The sequence below is a fragment of the Micromonospora sp. CCTCC AA 2012012 genome (assembly GCF_040499845.1).
Lineage (GTDB): Bacteria > Actinomycetota > Actinomycetes > Mycobacteriales > Micromonosporaceae > Micromonospora > Micromonospora mangrovi.
In genome coordinates this window covers 1,194,742-1,215,111 of sequence record NZ_CP159342.1, presented here as the reverse complement: position 1 = coordinate 1,215,111, position 20,370 = coordinate 1,194,742, and the positions used below count along the sequence as shown (strand labels likewise).

General features: G+C 73.1%; 20 protein-coding genes. 10 read left to right on the top strand and 10 right to left on the bottom strand.

Annotated elements, in window-relative coordinates; translation table 11 throughout:
* Positions 1-19 precede the first annotated feature (19 nt).
* Both ABUL08_RS05560 and ABUL08_RS05555 read right to left on the bottom strand, forming a co-directional pair.
* Positions 20-1,834 carry an acyl-CoA dehydrogenase gene (locus ABUL08_RS05560; RefSeq protein WP_350935142.1) on the bottom strand — a complete coding sequence of 605 codons (1,815 nt, stop codon included), beginning with the start codon at positions 1,832-1,834 and terminating at the stop codon, positions 20-22.
* Positions 1,835-1,857: 23 nt separating this feature from the next.
* On the bottom strand, positions 1,858-3,309 hold the full coding sequence (locus ABUL08_RS05555; protein ID WP_350935141.1) for an ATP-binding protein: 1,452 nt from the start codon (positions 3,307-3,309) through the stop codon (positions 1,858-1,860).
* Between the two features lie 283 nt (positions 3,310-3,592).
* Between ABUL08_RS05555 and ABUL08_RS05550 the strand changes: the two genes are divergently transcribed.
* Entirely contained in the window at positions 3,593-4,276 is a 684-nt protein-coding gene (locus ABUL08_RS05550; protein WP_350935138.1) for an esterase/lipase family protein, read from the top strand.
* A gap of 124 nt (positions 4,277-4,400) precedes the next feature.
* Here ABUL08_RS05550 and ABUL08_RS05545 read toward each other — a convergent pair whose 3' ends face one another.
* Both ABUL08_RS05545 and ABUL08_RS05540 read right to left on the bottom strand, forming a co-directional pair.
* Positions 4,401-5,537 carry a fatty acid desaturase family protein gene (locus tag ABUL08_RS05545; protein WP_350935136.1) on the bottom strand — a complete coding sequence of 379 codons (1,137 nt, stop codon included), beginning with the start codon at positions 5,535-5,537 and terminating at the stop codon, positions 4,401-4,403.
* Between the two features lie 13 nt (positions 5,538-5,550).
* Complete coding sequence (locus ABUL08_RS05540; protein WP_350935134.1) at positions 5,551-6,642, bottom strand: ferredoxin reductase; 1,092 nt, start codon at positions 6,640-6,642, stop codon at positions 5,551-5,553.
* 85 nt (positions 6,643-6,727) lie between these two features.
* Here ABUL08_RS05540 and ABUL08_RS05535 point away from each other — a divergent pair, with 85 nt between their 5' ends.
* The 6 genes from ABUL08_RS05535 (at position 6,728) to ABUL08_RS05510 (ending at position 13,037) form a co-directional block, all read left to right on the top strand.
* A complete protein-coding gene (locus tag ABUL08_RS05535) occupies positions 6,728-7,957 on the top strand; it encodes a PucR family transcriptional regulator (protein ID WP_350935132.1) in 1,230 nt (409 codons plus the stop codon).
* A gap of 98 nt (positions 7,958-8,055) precedes the next feature.
* Positions 8,056-9,090 carry an Acg family FMN-binding oxidoreductase gene (locus tag ABUL08_RS05530; protein ID WP_350935130.1) on the top strand — a complete coding sequence of 345 codons (1,035 nt, stop codon included), beginning with the start codon at positions 8,056-8,058 and terminating at the stop codon, positions 9,088-9,090.
* A 52-nt stretch (positions 9,091-9,142) separates the two neighbouring features.
* Entirely contained in the window at positions 9,143-9,733 is a 591-nt protein-coding gene (locus ABUL08_RS05525; RefSeq protein WP_350935128.1) for a dihydrofolate reductase family protein, read from the top strand.
* A 54-nt stretch (positions 9,734-9,787) separates the two neighbouring features.
* Complete coding sequence (locus ABUL08_RS05520) at positions 9,788-10,237, top strand: helix-turn-helix transcriptional regulator (protein WP_350935126.1); 450 nt, start codon at positions 9,788-9,790, stop codon at positions 10,235-10,237.
* A 5-nt stretch (positions 10,238-10,242) separates the two neighbouring features.
* Positions 10,243-10,653, top strand: a complete 411-nt coding sequence (locus tag ABUL08_RS05515) for a VOC family protein (RefSeq protein ID WP_350935125.1) — start codon at positions 10,243-10,245, stop codon at positions 10,651-10,653.
* A gap of 8 nt (positions 10,654-10,661) precedes the next feature.
* A complete protein-coding gene (locus ABUL08_RS05510; protein ID WP_350935122.1) occupies positions 10,662-13,037 on the top strand; it encodes an excinuclease ABC subunit UvrA in 2,376 nt (791 codons plus the stop codon).
* Between the two features lie 33 nt (positions 13,038-13,070).
* Here the strand turns inward: ABUL08_RS05510 and ABUL08_RS05505 are convergent, their stop codons facing one another.
* Positions 13,071-13,649, bottom strand: a complete 579-nt coding sequence (locus tag ABUL08_RS05505; RefSeq protein WP_350935120.1) for a GNAT family N-acetyltransferase — start codon at positions 13,647-13,649, stop codon at positions 13,071-13,073.
* A 145-nt stretch (positions 13,650-13,794) separates the two neighbouring features.
* On the opposite strand from ABUL08_RS05505, the gene ABUL08_RS05500 reads away from it, so the two are divergent.
* Positions 13,795-14,322, top strand: a complete 528-nt coding sequence (locus ABUL08_RS05500; RefSeq protein WP_350935118.1) for an SRPBCC family protein — start codon at positions 13,795-13,797, stop codon at positions 14,320-14,322.
* Positions 14,323-14,342: 20 nt separating this feature from the next.
* Here the strand turns inward: ABUL08_RS05500 and ABUL08_RS05495 are convergent, their stop codons facing one another.
* Positions 14,343-15,245, bottom strand: a complete 903-nt coding sequence (locus tag ABUL08_RS05495; protein WP_350935116.1) for a hypothetical protein — start codon at positions 15,243-15,245, stop codon at positions 14,343-14,345.
* A gap of 161 nt (positions 15,246-15,406) precedes the next feature.
* Between ABUL08_RS05495 and ABUL08_RS05490 the strand changes: the two genes are divergently transcribed.
* Positions 15,407-15,997: a dihydrofolate reductase family protein gene (locus ABUL08_RS05490; protein ID WP_350935115.1), complete on the top strand. Its 591-nt coding sequence runs from the start codon at positions 15,407-15,409 to the stop codon at positions 15,995-15,997.
* Between the two features lie 13 nt (positions 15,998-16,010).
* Here ABUL08_RS05490 and ABUL08_RS05485 read toward each other — a convergent pair whose 3' ends face one another.
* Positions 16,011-16,418: a protease complex subunit PrcB family protein gene (locus tag ABUL08_RS05485; RefSeq protein ID WP_350935113.1), complete on the bottom strand. Its 408-nt coding sequence runs from the start codon at positions 16,416-16,418 to the stop codon at positions 16,011-16,013.
* Between the two features lie 127 nt (positions 16,419-16,545).
* On the opposite strand from ABUL08_RS05485, the gene ABUL08_RS05480 reads away from it, so the two are divergent.
* The gene (locus ABUL08_RS05480) at positions 16,546-17,574 is read left to right on the top strand and encodes a 3-oxoacyl-ACP synthase III family protein (RefSeq protein WP_350935110.1); all 1,029 of its coding nucleotides are present in this window, start codon (positions 16,546-16,548) and stop codon (positions 17,572-17,574) included.
* Between the two features lie 16 nt (positions 17,575-17,590).
* Here ABUL08_RS05480 and ABUL08_RS05475 read toward each other — a convergent pair whose 3' ends face one another.
* From ABUL08_RS05475 to ABUL08_RS05465, 3 genes are read right to left on the bottom strand one after another with little or no spacing between them, the layout of a single operon-like run.
* The gene (locus ABUL08_RS05475; protein ID WP_350935108.1) at positions 17,591-18,157 is read right to left on the bottom strand and encodes an MOSC domain-containing protein; all 567 of its coding nucleotides are present in this window, start codon (positions 18,155-18,157) and stop codon (positions 17,591-17,593) included.
* Positions 18,157-18,951 carry a thioesterase II family protein gene (locus ABUL08_RS05470; RefSeq protein WP_350935106.1) on the bottom strand — a complete coding sequence of 265 codons (795 nt, stop codon included), beginning with the start codon at positions 18,949-18,951 and terminating at the stop codon, positions 18,157-18,159. Before ABUL08_RS05470 ends, ABUL08_RS05475 begins: the two co-directional genes overlap by 1 nt.
* A gap of 20 nt (positions 18,952-18,971) precedes the next feature.
* Positions 18,972-20,201, bottom strand: coding sequence for a nitroreductase family protein (locus ABUL08_RS05465; RefSeq protein WP_350935105.1), 1,230 nt, complete (start codon positions 20,199-20,201; stop codon positions 18,972-18,974).
* Positions 20,202-20,370 lie beyond the last annotated feature (169 nt).

Sequence of the window (20,370 nt, the reverse complement as noted above, 5' to 3'; positions counted from 1 at the left end):
GGCAGGCGGTACGCGTCGGTCAGAACCAGCCTTCCCGGGCCTCCAGGGTGGTCCGGTCCAGGCTCTCCAGCAGGTCGAACTGCGGCCCCGTGCGCGGCAGTTCGTAGCGGAAGAAGTAGCGTGCCGCCTGCCGCTTCCCGGCCAGGAACTCCCCCTCGGCCCCCTCCGGCGACCCCTTCGCCTCCACGGCGAGCAGCTGCTCCAGCCACATCCACGCGATCACCACGTGGCCGACCGCCTCCAGATAGAGCGAGGCGTTGGCCAGCGCCAGCTCCGGGTCGCCGCTGCCCCACAGCCGCCGGGTCACCACGCCGATCCGGTCCACCGCCGCCCCCAGGTGGGCGGCCAGCTCGGCGGCCTCCCCCTCGGCCTTCCAGGCCCGGGTGACCGTCGCGCCGATCGTCTCCAGCAGCAGCGCCAGCCCGGCGCCGCCCTGCATGGTCACCTTGCGGCCGAGCAGGTCGAGGGCCTGGATGCCGTGGGTGCCCTCGTGGATGGGGTTGAGCCGGTTGTCCCGCCAGTGCTGCTCGACGTCGTAGTCGCGGGTGTAGCCGTAGCCCCCGTGCACCTGGATGGCCAGGTCGTTGGCGGCCAGGCACCACTGCGACGGCCAGCTCTTGGCGATCGGGGTGAGCATGTCCAGCAGCAGGTGCGCCCGGTCGCGGTCGGCCTCGGCCGGGGCGGTCCGCTCCTCGTCGAGCAGCCGGCCGCAGTAGAGGACCAGGGCGAGCGCGCCCTCCACGTAGCTCTTCTGGGCCAGCAGCATCCGGCGTACGTCGGGGTGGGCCACGATCGGGACCTGCGGCGCGGTCGGGTCCTTGTCGGCGACCGGGCGGCCCTGGGGACGCTGACGGGCGTACGCGACGGACTTGAGGTAGCCGGTGTAGCCGAGGGCGGTGGCCCCGGCGCCCACCCCGATCCGTGCCTCGTTCATCATGTGGAACATCTGCGCGAGGCCCTGGTGCGGCTCGCCGACCAGGTGACCGACCGCCCCGGCCCGCCCGTACGGCCGGTGCACTCCCTCACCGAAGTTGAGCAGCGTGTTGGTGGTGCCGCGGTAGCCCATCTTGTGGTTGAGGCCGACCAGCACCACGTCGTTGCGCGGCCCGAGCTGCCCGTCCTCGTCGAGCAGCACCTTGGGCACGATGAACAGCGAGATGCCCTTGACCCCCGGCGGTCCCCCGGGGATCCGCGCCAGGACCAGGTGGACGATGTTCTCGGCCAGCTCGTGGTCGCCGCCGGAGATCCACATCTTGGTGCCGGTCAGCCGGTAGGTCCCGTCGTCCTGCGGCTCGGCGCGGGTGGTGATGTCGGCGAGCGAGCTGCCGGCCTGCGGCTCGGAGAGGCACATGGTGCCGAAGAAGCGGCCCTCGACCATCGGCCGGACCCAGGTGTCGACCTGTTCGGCGCTGCCGTGGGTGAGCAGCAGGTTGGCGTTGCCGAGGGTGAGGAACGGGTAGGCCGCGGTGCTCACGTTGGCCGCCTGGAGCCAGGCGAAGCAGGCCGAGGCGACCACGTGCGGCAGCTGCATCCCGCCGACCGAGGAGTCCATCGTGGCGGCCAGCAGCCCGGTCTCGGCGAAGACGTCGAGGGCGGCCTTGACCTGCGGGATCGTGTGCACCCGGCGACCGTCGAAGGTGGGCTCGGCGAGGTCGGCGGCCCGGTTGTGGGTGGCGAAGTGCTCGGCGGCCACCCGGGCGGCCAGGTCCAGCACGTCGTCGAAGGTCTCCCGGGAGTGCTCGGCATAGCGGGCCCGCTCGGTCAGCCGGGTCACGTCCAGCCAGTCGTGGAGCAGGAACGCCAGGTCCCGGCGGGACAGCAGGGTGGACGACACGGGTCTCCTTCCGTCGGGCCGGCTCAGCCGCGGCGCAGCCCGGCGACAGCCTCTCGCAGGTCATCCTGGCTGATCGGGCCGGCCGGCGCACCCTCGGTCGCCTCACGCATCGCCTTGGCCAGCTGCACCCGGCGCAGCACCTCGCGGATGTCCGCGCCGGTCAGGCCGGGGGTGAGCGCGGCCAGCCCGGCCGGGTCGACGTCGTCGGCGAACATCCGGAAGCCGGGCCGCTCGTGCCGGTCGATCAACTCGCGGACCATCTTGGTGATGATCTCCGCGCGGCCGGTCTCGTCGGGGGCGGGAATGGCCAGCTTGATGTCGAAGCGCCCGGAGCGGATCAGTGAGGCGTCCACCCGCTGCGGGAAGTTGGTGGTGGCCACCACGATGACGTCGGGGTTCTCCTCGAAGAGGGTGTTCATCTCCTGCTTGAAGATGCCGGCGACCGCGTTGACCGCCTGGCTGGCGGCGTCGCCGCCGGCACCGGCATAGCTGATGATGCTGTCGAACTCGTCGAAGAGCATCACGGTGGGCTGCCGGTAGCGGCGGGCCTCCCGGAAGATCTGCTTGATGTTGCGTTCCGAGCCGCCCAGATACTTGTCGAGGATCTCCGGGGTGCGGATCTCCCGGAAGTCGGCGCCGATCTCGTTGGCCAGGGCCCGGGCCAGCATGGTCTTGCCGGTGCCGGGCGGGCCGTACATCAGGATGCCCTGCGGCCGGCGGGCGCCCCAGCGGGCCATCACCTGGGGGTGCCGGAACGACACGGCGATCTCCCGGAACCGGGCGACCACCTCGGCGAGGCCGCCGACCTGGTCGAGGGTGACCGCGTCGGTGCGCGGCACGGCCCGGACCGTCGGCGGCGTGGGCGGCCGGCCCACCGGGAAGGCCCGGCCGCGCAGCGCGCCCTCCCCGGCCAGCTCGCGGATCACGTGCAGCACCAGGCCGACCACGGCCCCCAGGTGCGCCGGCCCGACCTCCGCGCTGGGCACGGCCGCGCGCAGGGTCACCGTCCGTCCACCGTCGGGCCCCTCGTCGTACGTCAGGTCGGGGCGCAGGCCGAGCGCGGCGGCCTCGCGCAGCGCGACGGCCCCGGCCGGGTCCTCGTCGAGGGTGCCCGGGGGGCGCAGCCCGAGCCGGCGCGACGCCTCGGCGAGCAGCCCGCCGGTCGGTGGGTCGCCGGCGGTCAGCCGGCGCACGAGCAGCACCCCGGCGGGGCCGGCGACACCCAGGCTGAGCAGGCCGACCGCCCGACCGGCGGAGCCCCGGACCTCGGCGTCGAAGTGGTGGGTCCCGTCGGCGGCGCGGAGGGTGAGCCGGAGGGCGCGCAGCGGCGCGGGAACCGGCGCGTCGGCGAGCAGCTCGACGGGGCCGGCCTCGGCCGCCGCGAGCAGGCCGGCGGCATCGTGGACGGTGACCCGGGCGTCGAACAGCGTGAAGCTGTCGGCGCTCGGCCGCAGGTCGTGCCCGTTACCCGTCATGGACCTCACGTCCCTCCGCCGGTGACCTCCCGGAAGTCTGCCAGCCACCCCCGACAACCCGCCACCGTACGCCGACGGTTCCGGACCGCCACCGACCAAACACGCATCGATGTATTGACATTCGAAGGCAACCCGTCGGTAACATTCCGGCACCTCGGACGACCCGGGTCCCCCGAACCCGTGTCGTGACCCCTCCGAGGTGCCGAACAGGCACGTGGACGGCTCGTGGGCGGCCCGCCGACCGGCGGCGCCTCGCCCGTCTCCCCCGGAAGGATCCACCCCCGTGAAATCCCTGCTGACGAGATGGCTCCTCGCCCTCACCGTCGCCGCGGCGACCCTGGTCGGCCTCCCCTCCCCCGCGCAGGCCGCGAACTGGACGCCGTCGAGCAACCCGATCCTGTTCGTGCACGGCTGGAACAGCAGCGCCTCCACCTGGAACACCATGATCAGCCGGTTCCAGGCGGACGGCTGGCCGTCGAGCTACCTGCGGGCGTTCTCCTACAACACCAGCCAGTCCAACGCCACCACGGCGCAGACGGTGAGCCAGGAGGTCGACAAGCTGCTCGCCGCCACCGGCGCCACCAAGGTCGACATCGTCACCCACTCGATGGGTGGGCTCTCCTCCCGCTACTACCTGAAGAACCTGGCCAGCAGCGGCAAGGTCGACCGGTGGGTCTCCCTGGGCGGCCCGAACCACGGCACCAGCTCGGCGAACACCTGCTTCAGCACCGCCTGCGTGGAGATGCGGGTCGGCTCGACCTTCCTGGCCAACCTCAACTCCGGAGACGAGACGCCCGGCTCCTTCACGTACGGCACGTTCTGGTCGTCCTGCGACGGGGTCATCAACCCGGCCGACAGCACGGTGCTGAGCGGTGCCACCAACACCAAGACCGCCTGCGTCGGCCACCTCAGCCTGATCACCGACGCGACGATCTACGGGCAGGTGCGCGACTTCGTCAACCCCTGACCGGTGGACCCGCGCACCTGCGCGGTGAGCACCGGAACGACACCGGCCCGGCCGGCTCGGCGACTCGTCGTCGCCGGCCGGTCGGGCCGCTGCACAGGTCCTGCCGCGCGAGGAGCGCGAGGGGTCAGGCCGCGCCGGAGGCCAGCGCGGGGGTCACCGGCTCCCGCCGGGCGGCATCGCGGTTGGGCAGGGAGAGCCGGATGACCTTCCACCAGGCCGAGGCGACCTGCTTGGGCAGCGGGCCGGTGGTGTACTTCAGCCCGTACCGGTCGAACAGCGCCCGCACCTGCGGGGCGATCTCCTGGTAGCGCTTGCTGGGCAGGTCGGGGAAGAGGTGGTGCTCGATCTGGAACGACAGGTTGCCGGTCATGATGTGCATCAGCCGGCTGCCGCTGATGTTGGCCGAGCCGAGCATCTGCCGCAGGTACCACTCGCCCCGGGTCTCGCCCTCGATGGAGGTCCTGGAGAACGTCTCGACCCCGTTCGGGAAGTGCCCGCACATGATCACCGAGTGGCTCCACAGGTTGCGGATCAGGTTCGCGGTGAAGGTGGCGGCGAGGGTGCTGAGGAAGGACGGGCCGGACAGCAGCGGGTGGACGAGGTAGTCCTTGAGGAACTGTCGGCGGATCTTGCGACCCACCGCGCGGGCCCGGGCCCGGAACTCCGGCGACTTGTGCCGGCCCTTCTGCAGGTTCCGGCCCAGCTCCAGGTCGTACGCGGCGATGCCGTACTCGAAGAAGCAGGCGTTGATGAAGTTCCACAGCGGCTGACCCAGGTGCATCGGGTGCCACTTCTGGTCCTCGTCGACGCGCATGATGCCGTACCCGAGGTCGTTGTCCTTGCCCAGCACGTTGGTGTACGTGTGGTGCAGCTGGTTGTGCGAGTGCTTCCACTGCTCGGCCGGCGAGACGTGGTCCCACTCCCAGGTGGTGGAGTGGATCTTCGGGTCGCGCATGAAGTCGTACTGGCCGTGCAGGATGTTGTGGCCGATCTCCATGTTCTCCAGGATCTTGGCCGCCGCGAGGCCCGCGGTCCCGACGACCCAGGCCGGCGGGAAGAGCGAGAAGAGCAGCACCGCCCGGCTGCTGATCTCCAGCGTCCGCTGCGTCCTGATCACCTTGCGGATGTACGTCGCGTCGGACTCGCCGCGTTCGGCGAGCACCCGGTCCCGGATGGCGTCCAGCTCCTTGCCGAGGATCTCGATGTCCTCGGCACTGAGGTGGGCGATCGGGTTGACGGCCTTCTTCTGGATCACGGTCACGTCGGCCTCCTGTCTACAGGTCGATGTCGCAGGTACCGGCCGCCGCCGACACACAGGTCTGGATGAGCACGCCGTCGCCCGGGACGGCGGTGGTGAGGTCGCCGGTGCGCAGGTCGCGCACGGCGCCCTGACGCAGCGGGAGGACGCAGCCGTAGCAGATCCCCATCCGGCAGCCCGACGGCATGAGCACGCCGGCGTTCTCGCCCGCGTCGAGGATCGGCGTCGCGCCGTCGGCCTCGACCGTCACTCCCGCTCCCGTGAAGGTCACCGCCCCGCCCTCCCCCGCGGAGATGACCGTGGGCCGGAACCGCTCGGTGTGCAGCCGGTCGGCGAGCCCACGGGAGGTCCAGTACCCCTCGACCGCGTCGAGCATGCCGACCGGACCGCAGGCCCAGGTCTCGCGCTCGGCGTGGTCGGGCACCAGGTCGTCGAGCTCGTGCACCCCGAGCAGCCCGTCGACGTCGGTGTGCCGCTCGACCAGCCGCAGTCCGCCCGCGGCGGCGAGCGCCCGCAGCTCGGCGCCGAAGATGACGTCACCGGCGGTGGGCGCCGAGTGCACCAGCACCACGTCGGCGCGGGTGTGCAGGCCGGCGCGGAGCATCCCCATGACCGGGGTGATGCCGCTGCCGGCGGTGAGGAAGAGGACCCGCTCCGGGGTGGCCTCGGGCAGCACGAAGTCGCCCTGGGCCTGGTCGAGCTGCACGATCGTGCCGGGCCGGGCCCGGTGGACCAGGTGGTTGCTGACCTTCCCGTCCGGGATGGCCTTGACGGTCACCGCGATCCGGCCGTCCGCGCCGTCCGGCGGGCAGGTCAGCGAGTACGCCCGCCACTGCCGCACCCCGTCGACGTCGACGCCGAGCCGGACGTACTGCCCGGGGCTGTGCCCCTGCCAGCCGCGGCCCGGCTTGATGACCACGGTCGCCGCGTCGGGCGTCTCGGGGCGCACCTCGACGATCCGGCCGCGCAGGGCGGCCCCGGCGCGCAGCGGCGCGACCAGGTCGAGATAGTCCTCGGGCAGCAGCGGGGTGGTCACCGTCTCGGCCAGCCGCAGCAGCCGGTCCCGGACGGAGAGCCGCTTGGGCGGGCGCGGGACAGTTGTGGTCATATAACCAGGGTGGCCGCGTAATCGCATAACATCTTGACCGGCAGAGGTGAATCAACCACAGGTTTTTGTTCCGGGAGAACAACGCATGTCGGACGAGTCCGGGACAACCCGACGCGCCGCCCACCTCGAACTCGACGAACAGGTGGCCGGTCGGCTCCGCGACCGCCTCCCCGTCGTCGCCGAGCGTACGGTCAGCGCGATCACCGCCGAGGTGCCGAGCTATTCCGGCACCCTGACCGGCAGCATGCGGGAGAAGATCGAGAACGCGGTACGGATCGCGCTGGGCACGTTCCTCCAGCTCCTGGAGGGTACCCAGCCGTCCGACCCGAGCACCCCGCTCACCCCCGCCCTGGAGGCGGCGTACGCCCTCGGCAGCGGGGAGGCGCGCGCCGGGCGGAGCATGGACGCGTTGCTGGCCGCGTACCGGATCGGTGCCCGGGTGGCCTGGCGGGAGGTCTCCACCACCACCGTGCAGAGCGGGCTGGCCGCCGCGACGGTCGCCGAGTTCGCCGAGCTGATGTTCGCCTACATCGACGAGCTCTCGGCGGCCAGCGTCGCCGGGCACGCCGACGAGCTGGCCAGCGCCGGCCGGGCCCGCCGCCGCTCCCTGGAACGCCTCACCCAGCAGCTGCTGGCCGGTGAGCCGGAGGAGACCCTGCGGCGCAGCGCCGAACGGGCCGACTGGCCGCCGCCGCGCACGCTGACCGTGGTGCTGCTGCCCCGCCGCGGCCTGCGCGCGGTGCTGGCGCTGCTCAGCCCGCACACCCTGGAGAGCGGCGAGGACCTGCCCGGGGTCGAGCCGGCCGAGGAGCTGGCGGTGCTGCTGGTGCCGGACATGCACGGCGGCCGCCGCCGGCAGCTCGTCCGGGTGCTGCACGGGCACCGGGCGGTGCTCGGGCCGGCCCGGCCGTGGCACCGGGTGGCCACGTCGTACCAGCGGGCCACCCGGGCGCTCGCGCTGGGCCTCGGTGACCCGGCCGGCGAGGCCCCGCTGGACACCGAGCAGCACCTGGCGCAGCTGCTGCTCAGCATGGACCCGGAGGGGCTGGCCGACCTGCGCGCGCAGGTGCTGGCCCCGCTGGAGTCGGTGTCCCCGGCCACCGCGCAGCGGCTCGCCGAGACGCTGCGCTCCTGGCTGCTGCACCAGGGCCGACGCGACGAGGTGGCCGCCGACCTCTTCGTGCACCCGCAGACCGTCCGCTACCGGATGGGCAAGCTGCGCGAGCTGTACGGCGACCGGCTGCACGACCCGGCCACCGTCCTCGACCTGACCCTCGCCCTGGCCGTCCCTCCGCCGCCGCCCGCTCCGGAGTGAGCAGGGCGGCCGGCCCGGTGACCAGGGGTCCTCCGGCCCTGTCCGCACGGGGTCGCCCGGAGCACGGTGAGAGGGGACGAGCAACGAGGAGGCCCACCATGAGCCAGCCATCGACCTGGACGGAGCAGACCCCGACCGTACGGGTGCTGGAGGCCGCGGCCCGCCAGTCCCTGCACGCCCCGTCGGTGTTCAACACCCAACCGTGGCGCTGGCGGATCGCCGGGGACGCGCTCGAACTGCGTGCCGACCCGGGGCGGCAGCTCGCCGCCACCGACCCGGACGGCCGGTTGCTGGTGCTGAGCTGCGGCGCCGCCCTGCACCACGCCCGGATCTCGCTCACCGCCCTCGGCTGGGGGGTCGAGGTGGACCGGCTGCCCGACCCGGCCGACCCGGGGCTGCTGGCCCGGCTGCGCACCACCGGGCCGACCGACCTGGACGTGGCGGCCGGCCCGCTGGTCGACGCCATCCCGCGCCGCCGCACCGACCGGCGCGCGTACGGCGACCGGCCGGTCCCCGAGGAGTTGCTGACCCGGTTGCGCGAGGCGGTCGAGGCGCAGGGGGCTTACCTGCACGTCGTCCGACTGGACCAGATGCCGATGCTGGCCGTCTCCACGGCCCGCGCCGCCGACGCCGAGCTGGCCGACCCCGCGTACCGGGCGGAGCTGCGCGAGTGGACGAACCGGCCGGCGGGCAGCGGAGACGGCGTACCCACCGCGACCGCGGTCCGGCCGGCGCCCCGGCGGGTGCCGCTGCGCGACCACGTGCCCGGCGGGGCGGCCGGCCTGAGCGCCGGCACGGACTTCGACCGGGGCGCCGCGTACGTGATCCTCTTCGGTGAGCGGGACGACCCGGCGGCCTGGCTGCGCGGCGGCGAGGCGCTGTCGGCGCTGCTGCTGACCGCGACCGCGGCGGGGCTGGCCACCGCGCCGATCAGCGACGCCATCGAGCTGGCCTGGCCGCGGCGGATGATGCGTGACCTGCTGGCCGGCGTCGGCGACCCCTACCTGGTGGTCCGGGTGGGCTGGGCGCCACCGGGCGAGCTGCCGCCGGCACCCCGCCGCCGCCCCGCCGACGTGATCGAGGTCGAGGACTTCGGCGGCGCGCCGCCGGCCGGTGTCGGACCCGGCCGGTAGCTTCCGGTTCAGGACCACCGACCCCGCCCGCGAGGGCGACGGAAGGACTGACATGGCGCGAGTTCTGCTGGACGTCACGATGTCGCTGGACGGCTTCATGGCCGGCCCCCGGGTCAGCGCCGCACACCCGATGGGCGAGGGCGGTCTCCGCCTGCACGAGTGGATCTTCAACACGGCCACCAGCGAGGTGGACGCCGAGATCGCGCGCGAGATGCAGGCGACCACCGGCGCGGTGGTGCTCGGCCGCCGGACGTTCGACGTCGGCATCGGCGTCTGGAACGACACCCCGTTCCCCGCGCCCTGCTTCGTGCTGACCCACGACCCGCTGGCCGAACGGGTCGAGAAGGGCGGCACGTTCACCTTCGTCACCGACGTCCACGACGCCCACGCCCGGGCCACCGCGGCGGCCGGGGAGCGGGACGTCCGGCTGATGGGTGCGGAGGTCGCCCAGCAGTTCCTGGCCGCGGGCCTGGTCGACGAGATCCGCGTCCAGCTCGCCCCCGTGCTGCTCGGCGCGGGTCGCCGGCTCTTCGACAACCTGGGCGACGCACACATCGAACTCGACCGGCTCGGCACGGTGGAGTCGCCGTACGTGACCCACCTGCGGTTCCGGGTCCGTCGGGGCGGGGCCGGGCGTCCGTGACGGCGCCGGCCCGGCGCATGGGCGAGCGGGGTGCCGCGTGGCAGGATCGCGCAGGTGACCAGCAGATCCGACCCGACGCAGCAGCTCCGTGACCTCGCCCGGTTGCGCCGCGTCCGCGACCGGATCGACCGGGAGTACGCGCAGCCGCTGGACGTCGAGGCCCTCGCCCGGGGCGCGCACATGTCGGCCGGGCACCTCAGCCGCGAGTTCCGGCGCGCCTACGGCGAGTCGCCGTACTCCTATCTGATGACCCGGCGGATCGAGCGCGCGATGGCCCTGCTGCGGCGCGGTGACCTCAGCGTCACCGAGGTCTGCTTCGCGGTCGGCTGCTCGTCGCTGGGCACCTTCAGCACCCGCTTCTCCGAGCTGGTCGGCGTCTCGCCCAGCGTCTACCGGCAGCAGGGCGCGCGGGTGACGGCGGGGATGCCGCCGTGCCTGGCCAAACAGGTGGCCAGACCGATCAGGAATCGAGAAGCGCAGCCCGTCGACACGCACCTAGCCTGATCGCCATGGACATCACCATCGACACCACCTTCCTCCCCCATGACGACCCGGAGGCCTCGCTGGCCTTCTACCGCGACGTGCTCGGCTTCGAGGTCCGCAACGACGTCGGGCAGGGGAAGATGCGCTGGATCACCGTCGGACCCGCCGGCCAGCCCGGCACCTCCATCCTGCTGGCGCCGCCGGCCGTCGACCCCGGCGTCACCGACGACGAACGCCGGACCATCGTCGAGATGATGGCCAAGGGCACCTACGGCTGGATCCTGCTGGCCACCCCGGACCTCGACGGCACCTTCGAGAAGCTCCAGGCCAGCGACGCCGAGGTGGTCCAGGAGCCGATCGAGCAGCCGTACGGCATCCGCGACTGCGCCTTCCGCGATCCCGCCGGCAACCTGATCCGGATCCGGGAAGCGCGCTGACGGACACGATGGACGCCACGAGCACGGACGCCCCGCACCCCGCCGACCGCCACGACCTGATCCGCGTGCACGGCGCGCGCGTGAACAACCTCAGGGACGTCAGCATCACCCTGCCGAAGCGCCGGCTGACCGTCTTCACCGGGGTCTCCGGCTCGGGCAAGAGTTCCCTGGTCTTCGGCACTATCGCCGCCGAGTCCCAGCGGATGATCAACGAGACGTACAGCACCTTCGTGCAGGGCTTCATGCCGACGCTGGCACGGCCCGACGTCGACGTCCTCGACGGGCTGACCACGGCGATCATCGTCGACCAGCAGCGGCTCGGCACCGATCCCCGCTCCACGGTCGGCACCGCCACCGACGCCAACGCCATGCTGCGGATCCTGTTCAGCCGGCTCGGCCGACCGCACATCGGCTCGCCGCAGGCGTTCTCGTTCAACGTCGCCTCGATCAGCGGTGCCGGTGCGGTCACCGTCGAGCGCGCCGGGCGGACCGTGAAGGAGCGGCGCAGCTTCAGCATCACCGGCGGGATGTGTCCGCGCTGCGAGGGACGCGGCGCGGTCACCGACTTCGACCTCTCCGCGCTCTACGACGACAGCAAGTCGCTCAGTCAGGGCGCGTTGACCATCCCCGGCTTCAGCATGGACGGCTGGTTCGGCCGGATCTTCAGCGGCTCCGGCTTCTTCGACATGGACAAGCCGATCGGTAGATACACGAAGCGGGAGCTGAACGACCTGCTCCACCGGGAGCCGACCAAGATCAAGGTCGAGGGCGTCAACCTGACGTACGAGGGACTGCTCCCGAAGATCCGCAAGTCCATGCTCGCCAAGGACCCGGAGGCGATGCAGCCGCACATCCGCGCCTTCGTGGAGCGGGCGGTCACCTTCACCACCTGCCCGGAGTGCGGCGGCACCCGGCTCAGCGAGGCGGCCCGGTCGTCGAAGATTGCGGGGATCAGCATCGCCGACGCCTGCGCGATGCAGATCAGCGACCTCGCCACCTGGGTTGGTGAGTTGGCCGAACCCGCCGTGGCGCCGCTGCTGGCGTCGCTGCGCCGCACCCTCGACTCGTTCGTGGAGATCGGGCTGGGCTATCTCAGCCTCGACCGCGCGTCGGGGACGCTCTCCGGCGGCGAGGCGCAGCGGACCAGGATGATCCGGCACCTCGGGTCCGCGCTGACCGACGTCACGTACGTCTTCGACGAGCCGACCGTCGGGTTGCACCCGCACGACATCGCCCGGATGAACGACCTGCTGCGGCAGCTGCGCGACAAGGGCAACACGGTGCTGGTCGTCGAGCACAAGCCGGAGGTGATCGCCATCGCCGAGCACGTGGTCGACCTCGGCCCCGGCGCCGGCGCGGCCGGTGGCGAGGTGGTCTTCGCCGGCACCGTCGAGGGGCTGCGGGCCAGCGGCACGGTCACCGGGCGGCACCTGGACGACCGCGTCGCCCCGAAGCCGTCGGTGCGTACGCCCTCCGGGGTGTTGGCGGTGCGCGGCGCCCGCACCCACAACCTGCGCGACGTCGACGTCGACATCCCGCTCGGCGTACTGGTGGTGGTGACCGGGGTGGCCGGCTCGGGCAAGAGTTCGCTGATCCACGGCTCGGTGGCCCGCCGGGACGGGGTGGTCGCGGTGGACCAGGCCGGGATCAAGGGTTCGCGGCGCAGCAACCCCGCCACGTACACCGGACTGCTCGACCCGATCCGCAAGGCGTTCGCGAAGGCCAACGGCGTGAAGCCGGCCCTGTTCAGCGCCAACTCCGAGGGAGCCTGCCTGGCCTGCAACGGCGCCGGGGTCATCTACACCGACCTGGCGATGATGGCCGGCGTGGCGACCGTCTGCGAGGAGTGCGAGGGCAGACGGTTCCAGGCCGAGGTGCTCGGCCACACCTTCGGCGGCCGGAACATCAGCGAGGTGCTCGCCATGTCGGTCGACGAGGCCGCCGGGTTCTTCGGCAGCGGTGCCGCGGCGACGCCCGCGGCGCACCGGATCCTGACCCACCTGGCCGACGTCGGGCTCGGCTACCTCAGCCTCGGTCAGCCCCTCACGACGCTCTCCGGCGGCGAGCGGCAGCGACTCAAGCTGGCCACCCACCTGGGCGAGAAGGGCGGCGTCTACGTCCTCGACGAACCGACCAGCGGTCTGCACCTCGCCGACGTGGCGCAGCTGCTCGGGCTGCTCGACCGGCTCGTCGACGCCGGCAAGTCGGTCATCGTCATCGAGCACCACCAGGCGGTCATGGCGCACGCCGACTGGATCATCGACCTCGGCCCCGGTGCCGGCCACGACGGCGGTCGGGTCGTCTTCGAGGGCACCCCGGCGGAGCTGGTCGCCGCCCGTTCCACCCTCACCGGCGAACACCTGGCGGCCTATGTCGGCAGCTGACCGGGGCGCGTCCTCCCGCGGGCTCGGCGCCGGTCAGGTGGTTCGGACCGGCGCGTCGGCTCGCCCGCGCCATTCGTGGTCGAGGACGGCGAAGACCAGCTGATCGGCCCACTCCCCCCGGAGCAGGTAACTGTCGACGTGGCGGGCCTCCTGGCGCATGCCGAGCCGGCGCATCAGGCGGGCGGAGGCGTCGTTGCGGCCGTGACACCGACCGAAGACCCGGTGCAGCCCGAACTCGGTGAACCCCCAGTCGAGCAGCGCCGTGGCGGCCTCGGTGGCCAGTCCTCGGCCGCCGTGGTCGGGGTGCAGGACGTACCCCAGTTCCGCCGTCCGGTCGCGCCGGCTGCGCCACACCAGCTCGACGGCCCCGATCACGCCGGCGTCGGCGACCACGGCCAGGGTCAGGCAGTCGCCCTCCGCGCGCAGCGCGTCCTCGCCCGCAATGGCGAGCACCGACGCCCGCGACTGCTCCCGGGTACGCGGCTCGGCGCCGAGCATCCAGCGGACCACGTCGGGTCGGCGTTGCCAGGCGTACACGTCGTCGAGGTCGGCGAGGGTGACCGGGCGCAGGGTGAGCCGCGCGGTGCGGATCGGGTACGCCGGCTGGAACACGCGGTGATCCTACGCATGTGACGAATCGCTCAGGGTGAGGGCCGCCCCGTCGAACAGCCGCTGCCTAGAGTCGGAGCCACGACGCCAGACCCGGACGCGTGCCGGGTCCCCGACCCGGCCTGCCGCCCGGCGACGAGGAGGAAACGTGCGCTTCGCGGATCGTCCGACGGTGGAGTGCGACGTGTTCATCGAGGCGGACGTGACCCGGGTGTGGGAGCTGGCGACGGACATCCACCTGCCGGCCCGGTTCAGTCCGGAACTGCGGCGCGTGCGCTGGCTGGACGACCCCGGCCTCGTTCCCGGTGCCCGCTTCGAGGGCCACAACCACAACTCCGTGCTCGGCGACTGGCGGACCGTCTCCTACGTGGTCGAGCTGGACGCCCCACGCACCTTCGCCTGGGCGGTGGTGGACCCGGACGGCCGCTTCGGGGACGCCGCGCCGGATCCGCGTACCCCGGTGGCGACCTGGCGGTTCGACCTCACGCCCCAGGCCGGCGGCACCCGGCTGGCCCACGGCGCGCGGATCGGACCGGCCCGGTCCGGGCTCACCCTGGTGATCGACCGCAGGCCGCACCACGAGGAGGCGCTCGTCCAGCTCCGCCTCGCCGACCTGCGCACCGCCATCGAGGGCACGTTGCGCGGGATCAAGGAGCTGGCCGAGGCTTCCGGCTAGCCCGCCGGATGCCGCGCGCGTCAGCGCCCGGTGCCGCGCCGACCCGGGCCGGCACCCGGGCGCCGGAGGCCGACACGCGGCGGCTTCACCACCGAGGAGCTGCTCGACGCGGGGCGGAAGTCCCGCGCCGCGCCGGCCACCAGCTCGTCGGGGTCGCTGCCGAGGGCCTGCCGGATGTGCGACGGGACGACCTCGGAGGTCGCCATCGCCAGTCGCACCTGCACCGAACGGTCCTCCGCCAGGCGGGCCAGGTCCGCCTCGTCGAGCGGCACCGCGCGCACCAGCGCGACCCGGACGTCGACCACCGGGTCCTGGGCGAGCGCCGTGCGCTGCGCGGCGCTGGTCCGCGGGTTGCGGGCCAGCCCCTTGCGGACGCGGACGGTGCGGTCGGCCAGCAGCGCGGTGATCACGTCGGGGTGCCGGGTGTGGGTGGCCAGGCGTTCCCGGACCTCGGGTGACGCGTCGTCGATCAGTCGGGCGGCCAGCTCGGGCTCCAGCTCCGGCCGCTCCGCGAGCAGGCCACGAAGCTCCTTGTCGGCGGCCTGCGACATCACCCGGCGGACCGACTCGTCGCAGGCCGGGTTGCCGGCGACCGCCCAGCGGACCCACCGGTCGGCGTCCTTCACCAGACGCAGCAGATTGGCGACCGACGCCGACGGGTTCCTCGCCACCGCCTCCCGGACGTCGCGGTCATGGTCCCGGGTCAAGGGTCGCAGGGCCTGCGCCGGGGCGTCGGCCCGGGCGGCCACCGCCCTGCGGACCACGGCCGACGGGTCGGACGCCAGGTCGTACAGGGTCATCGGTGGCGTGGCGGGGTCCTGCGCGAGGGCGAGCCGCGCGTCGACGCCGCCAGCCGGACGGTTGGCGGTGGTACCTGACCTGTGGTGACGGTCGGGTCCGCCGACGTCCTGCTGCTCTGCCATGGGCGCCATCATGTCACGGGCCGATCCGGGCGGCGCGAGCCTGACCAGCGACGGTCGCCCGTCGGTGCGGCCGGTCGTGTCGAGGACGGCGGTCCGGTTCCGTCCCCGCGGTGACCCGGCCGCCGGCACAGGCGGCGGAGACCGACCGACAGGGGATCCGGATGCGCAAGGTGATCGCGAACGTGTGGACGACGCTGGACGGGGTGGTGCAGTCGCCCAGCTACCCCGACGAGGACGTGACCGGGGGCTTCCCGCACGGCGGCTGGCACGCCCGCTACTTCGACGAGCTGTCGATGAACTGGGTGATCGAGAACGTGCGCGGCGCGGGCGGCTACCTGCTGGGACGGGGCACGTACGAGATCTTCGCGGCGCACTGGCCGACCGCGCCGCAGGAGCAGCAGGTGCTGGCCGAGTCGCTCAACACGCTGCCGAAGTACGTCGCCTCGACGACCCTGCACGAGCCGCTCGCCTGGCGGAACGCGACGCTGCTGCCGGGCGACATCGGCGCGGCGGTGCGCGCGCTGAAGGCGCAGGAGGGCCGCGACCTGCACGTCATCGGCAGTCCCGGGCTCGTCCGGTCGCTGCTGGTCCTGGAGCTGCTGGACGAGCTTCGGCTGATGGTCGACCCGGTGCTGGTGGGCGGCGGGAAGCGCCTCTTCGGCGACGACGGGGCACACCGTCCCCTGCGCCTGACCAGCAGCGAGGTGACCAGCACGGGCGCGCACATCGTGACGTACGCCGTGGGTGAGTGACGGGCCGAATTCCTCAGTCCTCGTCGGTCCAGACGGTGACGCGCTTGACGAGGTGCGGTTCGCCGGCGAAATCCCGCCGCGGCACGGCGACGGCGTGGACCGGGTGGGTGATGATGTCCAGTCCCGTACCGCCGTTCTCCTCCTCCCAGGCGTTGACGTACAGCCTGCGATCCCGGACGGCGAGCTGTTCGATGGTCACCTGATAGCCGCTCGCCGGACGGCTGCCCAGGGCCAGCGCCACCACGAGTTCGCCCGCCCAGTCGACGGCCGGAGCGGACTGCCGGCTGCCCCTCCAGCCCTCCCACGTGGACAACCACTCGTCCTCGCCTCGGATGACGAACAGTCCTGCCTCAACGGCGAACGCCATCTGACTGTGCAGCAGGGTGCGGAAGGTCAGCTGCTCGGCAGCGGGATCGATCACCGGCGCAGGGTAACGCGCGGCCGCCGTCCCGGGTGTCCCCGGCGCGGGTGGCCGCCGGACTAGGATGGCGGTCTCGTACGGCCCGGCACCCGCATCGGAGGCCGCCGACCCCTGGCAGGAGGCTTGGATGTCGTTCGGGATCGTCGCCATCGGCGAATCTCTCGGCGAACCGGTGGAGGTCACCGACGCGGTGATCGCGCAGTACGCGGCCAGCGAGGAGACGGTGCGGTCCTGGGGTTACCGGCGCTTCCACCGGGCCGAGGACGGTGCGCTGCTCACGGATCTGGCGGTGCGGGCGTGCGAGGAGGCCCTCCGGGCGTCCTCGGTGGACGCCGCGGAGGTCGACCTGGTGGTGCTCGCCATCGCGGACTTCGCCGAGTACCTCTGCTGGGACGCCGCCGCCGCGGTGCAGGGCCGGATCGGGGCCGTCAACGCCGAGGCGATGCTGATCAACCAGGCGTGCAGCTCCGGCACGGTCGCCTTCGACGCGGTCGCCGGGCGCTTCGCCACCCATCCGGACTATCGGCACGCACTCATCGTCTCGGCGAACCGGGTCTGCGACACGTACCAGAACCGGATGGACTCCACGACGACCGTGCTGTCGGACGGTGCCGCGGCGGCGCTGGTGCGGCGCGGCCACGAGCGGGGCCGCTGGCTGGCCACCGAGACCATCACCGACGGCCAGTACGCGGACTTCTTCCGGATGGACGTCGGCGGCGCCGCGCGGCCCTTCGACCCGTCCACGGTGGCCGGCCGGGACGGGCTGCGGGTGCGCAACCCGCTCGACCGGCTCGGCGAGCTGTGCGACAACGACGCCCGCCGGATGCTGGCGTTCGTCCGGAAGTTCGGCGGGAACATGCGGATCGCGGTGGACCGGGCCTGCGCCCGCACCGGGACGGATATCAGCGAGATCAAGCGCTTCATCCACCTCAACGACAACCAGAAGGCGGCGGCCGACATCGCCCGGGCGCTGGGCGTACCCCTGGCGCAGCTCACCAACGACCTGGCCCTGGAGAACGGTCACTTCGGCACGGCCGACCAGTTGGTCGGCCTGCGCCGGCTGCTTCGCGACGGCGAACTCCAGGACGGCGACCTGGTCGCCCTGACCACCCTCGGCAGCGGGATGCACTGGGCGGTCACCCTGCTGCGGGTGTGAGCCCGCCGACGCCGCGCTAGGCCGCGCCGTCGACCACCCGCTGCACCTTGTCGCCGGTACGGATGACGCCACCGGTCACGATCTTCGCGCTCATGCCGCGCAGCCGCAGCTCCCGGCCGACGCGCGAGTTGACGAAGAGCACCGCGTCCCAACCGAAGCGCGTCTGGAACTTGCTACACCCCAGGTGCAGCTCGGTCGTCGCCTCGATGACCGCCGACCCGATCTGCAGCCGCGTCCCGGGGGGAACGTTCGCGACGCTCAGGTCGAAGTCGACATAGAGCTGGTCGCCGGCGAGCGCCCAGCGCTCGCGGTCCTGCGCCACCAACGCCGCGCACCGGGCGTTCATCACGGTGATCTGCCGGTTGACGTCGGGCGTACCGGTGATCTTGTCGCGGCTGCCGCGCCGCAGCCACATGTCACCGACCAGGCCCTCGGCGAGGTCGAGCACGCCCTCGTCGAGCATCTCCCGCTCGCCGACCTCCGGCCGCCGGACGATCATCTCCAGGGTGCCGCTCCCGGTGGGCGAGGCGCGGAGGTGGTCGAGCCCGGCCTCGAGACCGGCCCGCTTGAGGAATGTCGCCATCAGAGGTCAACCGCCTGTCGATCGAGGTTACGAGGAGCAGCCGTGCCGGGGGCGAAGAGCACGTCGAGGATCCCGGCCGCCCGGTCGTTCAGATAGAAGTGCCCGCCGGGATACAGCTCGACCGCCGTCGGTCCCGACGCGTACCCGTCCCACGCGCGCAGCGCGTCCTCGGGCACCGAGTCGTCCGACAGTCCACCGAAGATGGTGAGCGCGCAGTCCAGCGGCGCCTCCGCGACGTACTCGTAGCCGTCGAGGACCTCGTAGTCGGCGCGGATCGCGGGCAGCATCAGCTTCACCAGCTCCCGGGAGGCCAGGAACTCGGGCGCGATCCCGCCCAGCCCCGCCACCCGGGCCAACAGCTGCTCGTCGGAGAGGCCGCTGACCCCCGGCCGACCACCGGCCCGGTGCGGCGCGGGGCACGCGGAGACACCCAGCAGGTCAGGTCCCGGAACGCCGGCCCGCCGCAGCCGGCGGGCGGTCTCGAACGCCGTCAGGGCACCCATGCTGTGCCCGAAGAAGACGTGGCGTCGGCCCTGCAGGTGAGCCGCGATCGCCCGGGCCGCAGCGTCGGCGAGCGCGCTCATGTCGGCGTACGGCGGCAGTCGCATCAGGTCCTGGCGGCCCGGCTGCTGGATCGCACAGAGCGCGACGCCGGGCGGCAGGCTGGCCGCCCACGGCCGGTAGAACGGGGCCGCGCCGCCGGCATGCGTGAAGCAGTACAGGACGGTGTCGGCCGCCGCGTCGGTCGAGAATTCGAACAGCCGCACCGCGGGCTGCGGGAGATCCGGGTTCATGGGAGCCTTCCGTTCCGTGCTCACCGGCGTACGCCGACGGCGATGACCGCCAGGGCATCCTGGACACCGATCGTGGCGGGCAGCTCACTGTCGACGAAGGTGAGGCCGCTGCAGTCCAGCCGCAGCGCCGTGACGGCGAGATAGATCCGGCCCAGCGCGTAACCCGCCGCCAGCAGGGCCGCGCGGTAGGTCCGCGGGTCCGAGGCGACCGCCGGCCCGGGCGCCGGGGTCAGGAAGAGCACGGCGGCGGCGTCCCGGCCGGGCGCCTGGTCGAGGCAGGTCCGGAAGGTCGCCTCCCGGCTGGTGGAGGCGGTCCGTTCGAGACCGTCGGCCGTCGGCCGGTACACCCCCGGATCCAGCCCTTCGACGCCGTGCGCCACGACCCGTACCTCGTGGAGCGTGCCGGCGTCCCCCGGCATCGCCGCCGAGGCCACGTCGACGATCCACCGGGCGGCGGCCGGCGGGATGACGGCCGCGTCGTCGAGCCGGCGGGTGGAGCGCCGCCGGCTCACCAGCAGCTCCAGCGGCTCGTCGCCGGCCTCGGCGGGGACCTGCGCCGTCGGGCGGAGGGCCGGATCACGGCCCGCCCGGGTGCGGCGCCACTGCGCGACCTCCGCCGCCCCGCGCAGGTTCCCGGCCTCGTGCACCGCGACCACGAGTGGGAACTCCTCCGCGCCCGCGCCGAGGTCGCCCTGCGCCGCCTCCCCACCGGCGGCCACCGCGGGCGTGCCGTCACCCAGCGGCACCAGCACCATCGGGAACTCCGCACCGTCCCGGGCCCCGATCAGGGCGCGCACCGCGGCGTCGTCGAAGGCGGTCTCCACCCGCGCGGGCAGTCCCTGCGCCGCAGCGGCCAGCACCGCGTGCGCCGTGACGGTGCCGCAGTCCCAGCCGACGTGCCGGTAGCCGCGCTCGCTGTACCGCCAGCAGCTGCGCCACGGCACGCCGCTGATGACCAGGGCCGTCACCTCGCCGACCGCCGGCGGCCCGATCAGGGTGACCGCGTGGGCGCGGGGGTCGTAGTGCCACACCCCGTCCGGGAGACCGTCGACGCCTCGGGCGCTGACATAGACCTCGTACGGATGCCGGTTGCCCGCGGAGCTGACGGCCCGGAAGAGTTCGCCGGAGCGCGCGGAGCGCCCCTTCACCCCCGCGCACCGGGCGAGCGTCACCGACACGTCCCCGATGCTCGGCGTCCGGCCCGCCGCCGGTCCGACCACGTCGCCGCTGAGCAGCGTCGCCGCCGCCACCGGGGCGCCCGGGACGGCCGGCAGCGTGACCCGCGGCAGGTGCGCCGGGTACTCCTTGAACGGCGGCGGCTGCTCCTCCGCCAGCAGCGGGATGAAGTCCTGGCGCAGCCGGTCGTCGTCGACCGGCTCCAGCCAGTGCCGGTCGGTGGAATAGGCCGTCAGCTGGTGG

What these genes read in the sequence shown, in the direction of transcription:
- ABUL08_RS05470 (WP_350935106.1), bottom strand. Translation starts at nt 18,951, where the DNA reads ATGAACCCGGATCTCCCGCAGCCCGCGGTGCGGCTGTTCGAATTCTCG.
- ABUL08_RS05530 (WP_350935130.1), top strand. Translation starts at nt 8,056, where the DNA reads ATGAGCCAGCCATCGACCTGGACGGAGCAGACCCCGACCGTACGGGTG.
- ABUL08_RS05525 (WP_350935128.1), top strand. Translation starts at nt 9,143, where the DNA reads ATGGCGCGAGTTCTGCTGGACGTCACGATGTCGCTGGACGGCTTCATG.
- ABUL08_RS05480 (WP_350935110.1), top strand. Translation starts at nt 16,546, where the DNA reads ATGTCGTTCGGGATCGTCGCCATCGGCGAATCTCTCGGCGAACCGGTG.
- ABUL08_RS05510 (WP_350935122.1), top strand. Translation starts at nt 10,662, where the DNA reads ATGGACGCCACGAGCACGGACGCCCCGCACCCCGCCGACCGCCACGAC.
- ABUL08_RS05535 (WP_350935132.1), top strand. Translation starts at nt 6,728, where the DNA reads ATGTCGGACGAGTCCGGGACAACCCGACGCGCCGCCCACCTCGAACTC.
- ABUL08_RS05475 (WP_350935108.1), bottom strand. Translation starts at nt 18,157, where the DNA reads ATGGCGACATTCCTCAAGCGGGCCGGTCTCGAGGCCGGGCTCGACCAC.
- ABUL08_RS05515 (WP_350935125.1), top strand. Translation starts at nt 10,243, where the DNA reads ATGGACATCACCATCGACACCACCTTCCTCCCCCATGACGACCCGGAG.
- ABUL08_RS05540 (WP_350935134.1), bottom strand. Translation starts at nt 6,642, where the DNA reads ATGACCACAACTGTCCCGCGCCCGCCCAAGCGGCTCTCCGTCCGGGAC.
- ABUL08_RS05495 (WP_350935116.1), bottom strand. Translation starts at nt 15,245, where the DNA reads ATGGCAGAGCAGCAGGACGTCGGCGGACCCGACCGTCACCACAGGTCA.
- ABUL08_RS05555 (WP_350935141.1), bottom strand. Translation starts at nt 3,309, where the DNA reads ATGACGGGTAACGGGCACGACCTGCGGCCGAGCGCCGACAGCTTCACG.
- ABUL08_RS05490 (WP_350935115.1), top strand. Translation starts at nt 15,407, where the DNA reads ATGCGCAAGGTGATCGCGAACGTGTGGACGACGCTGGACGGGGTGGTG.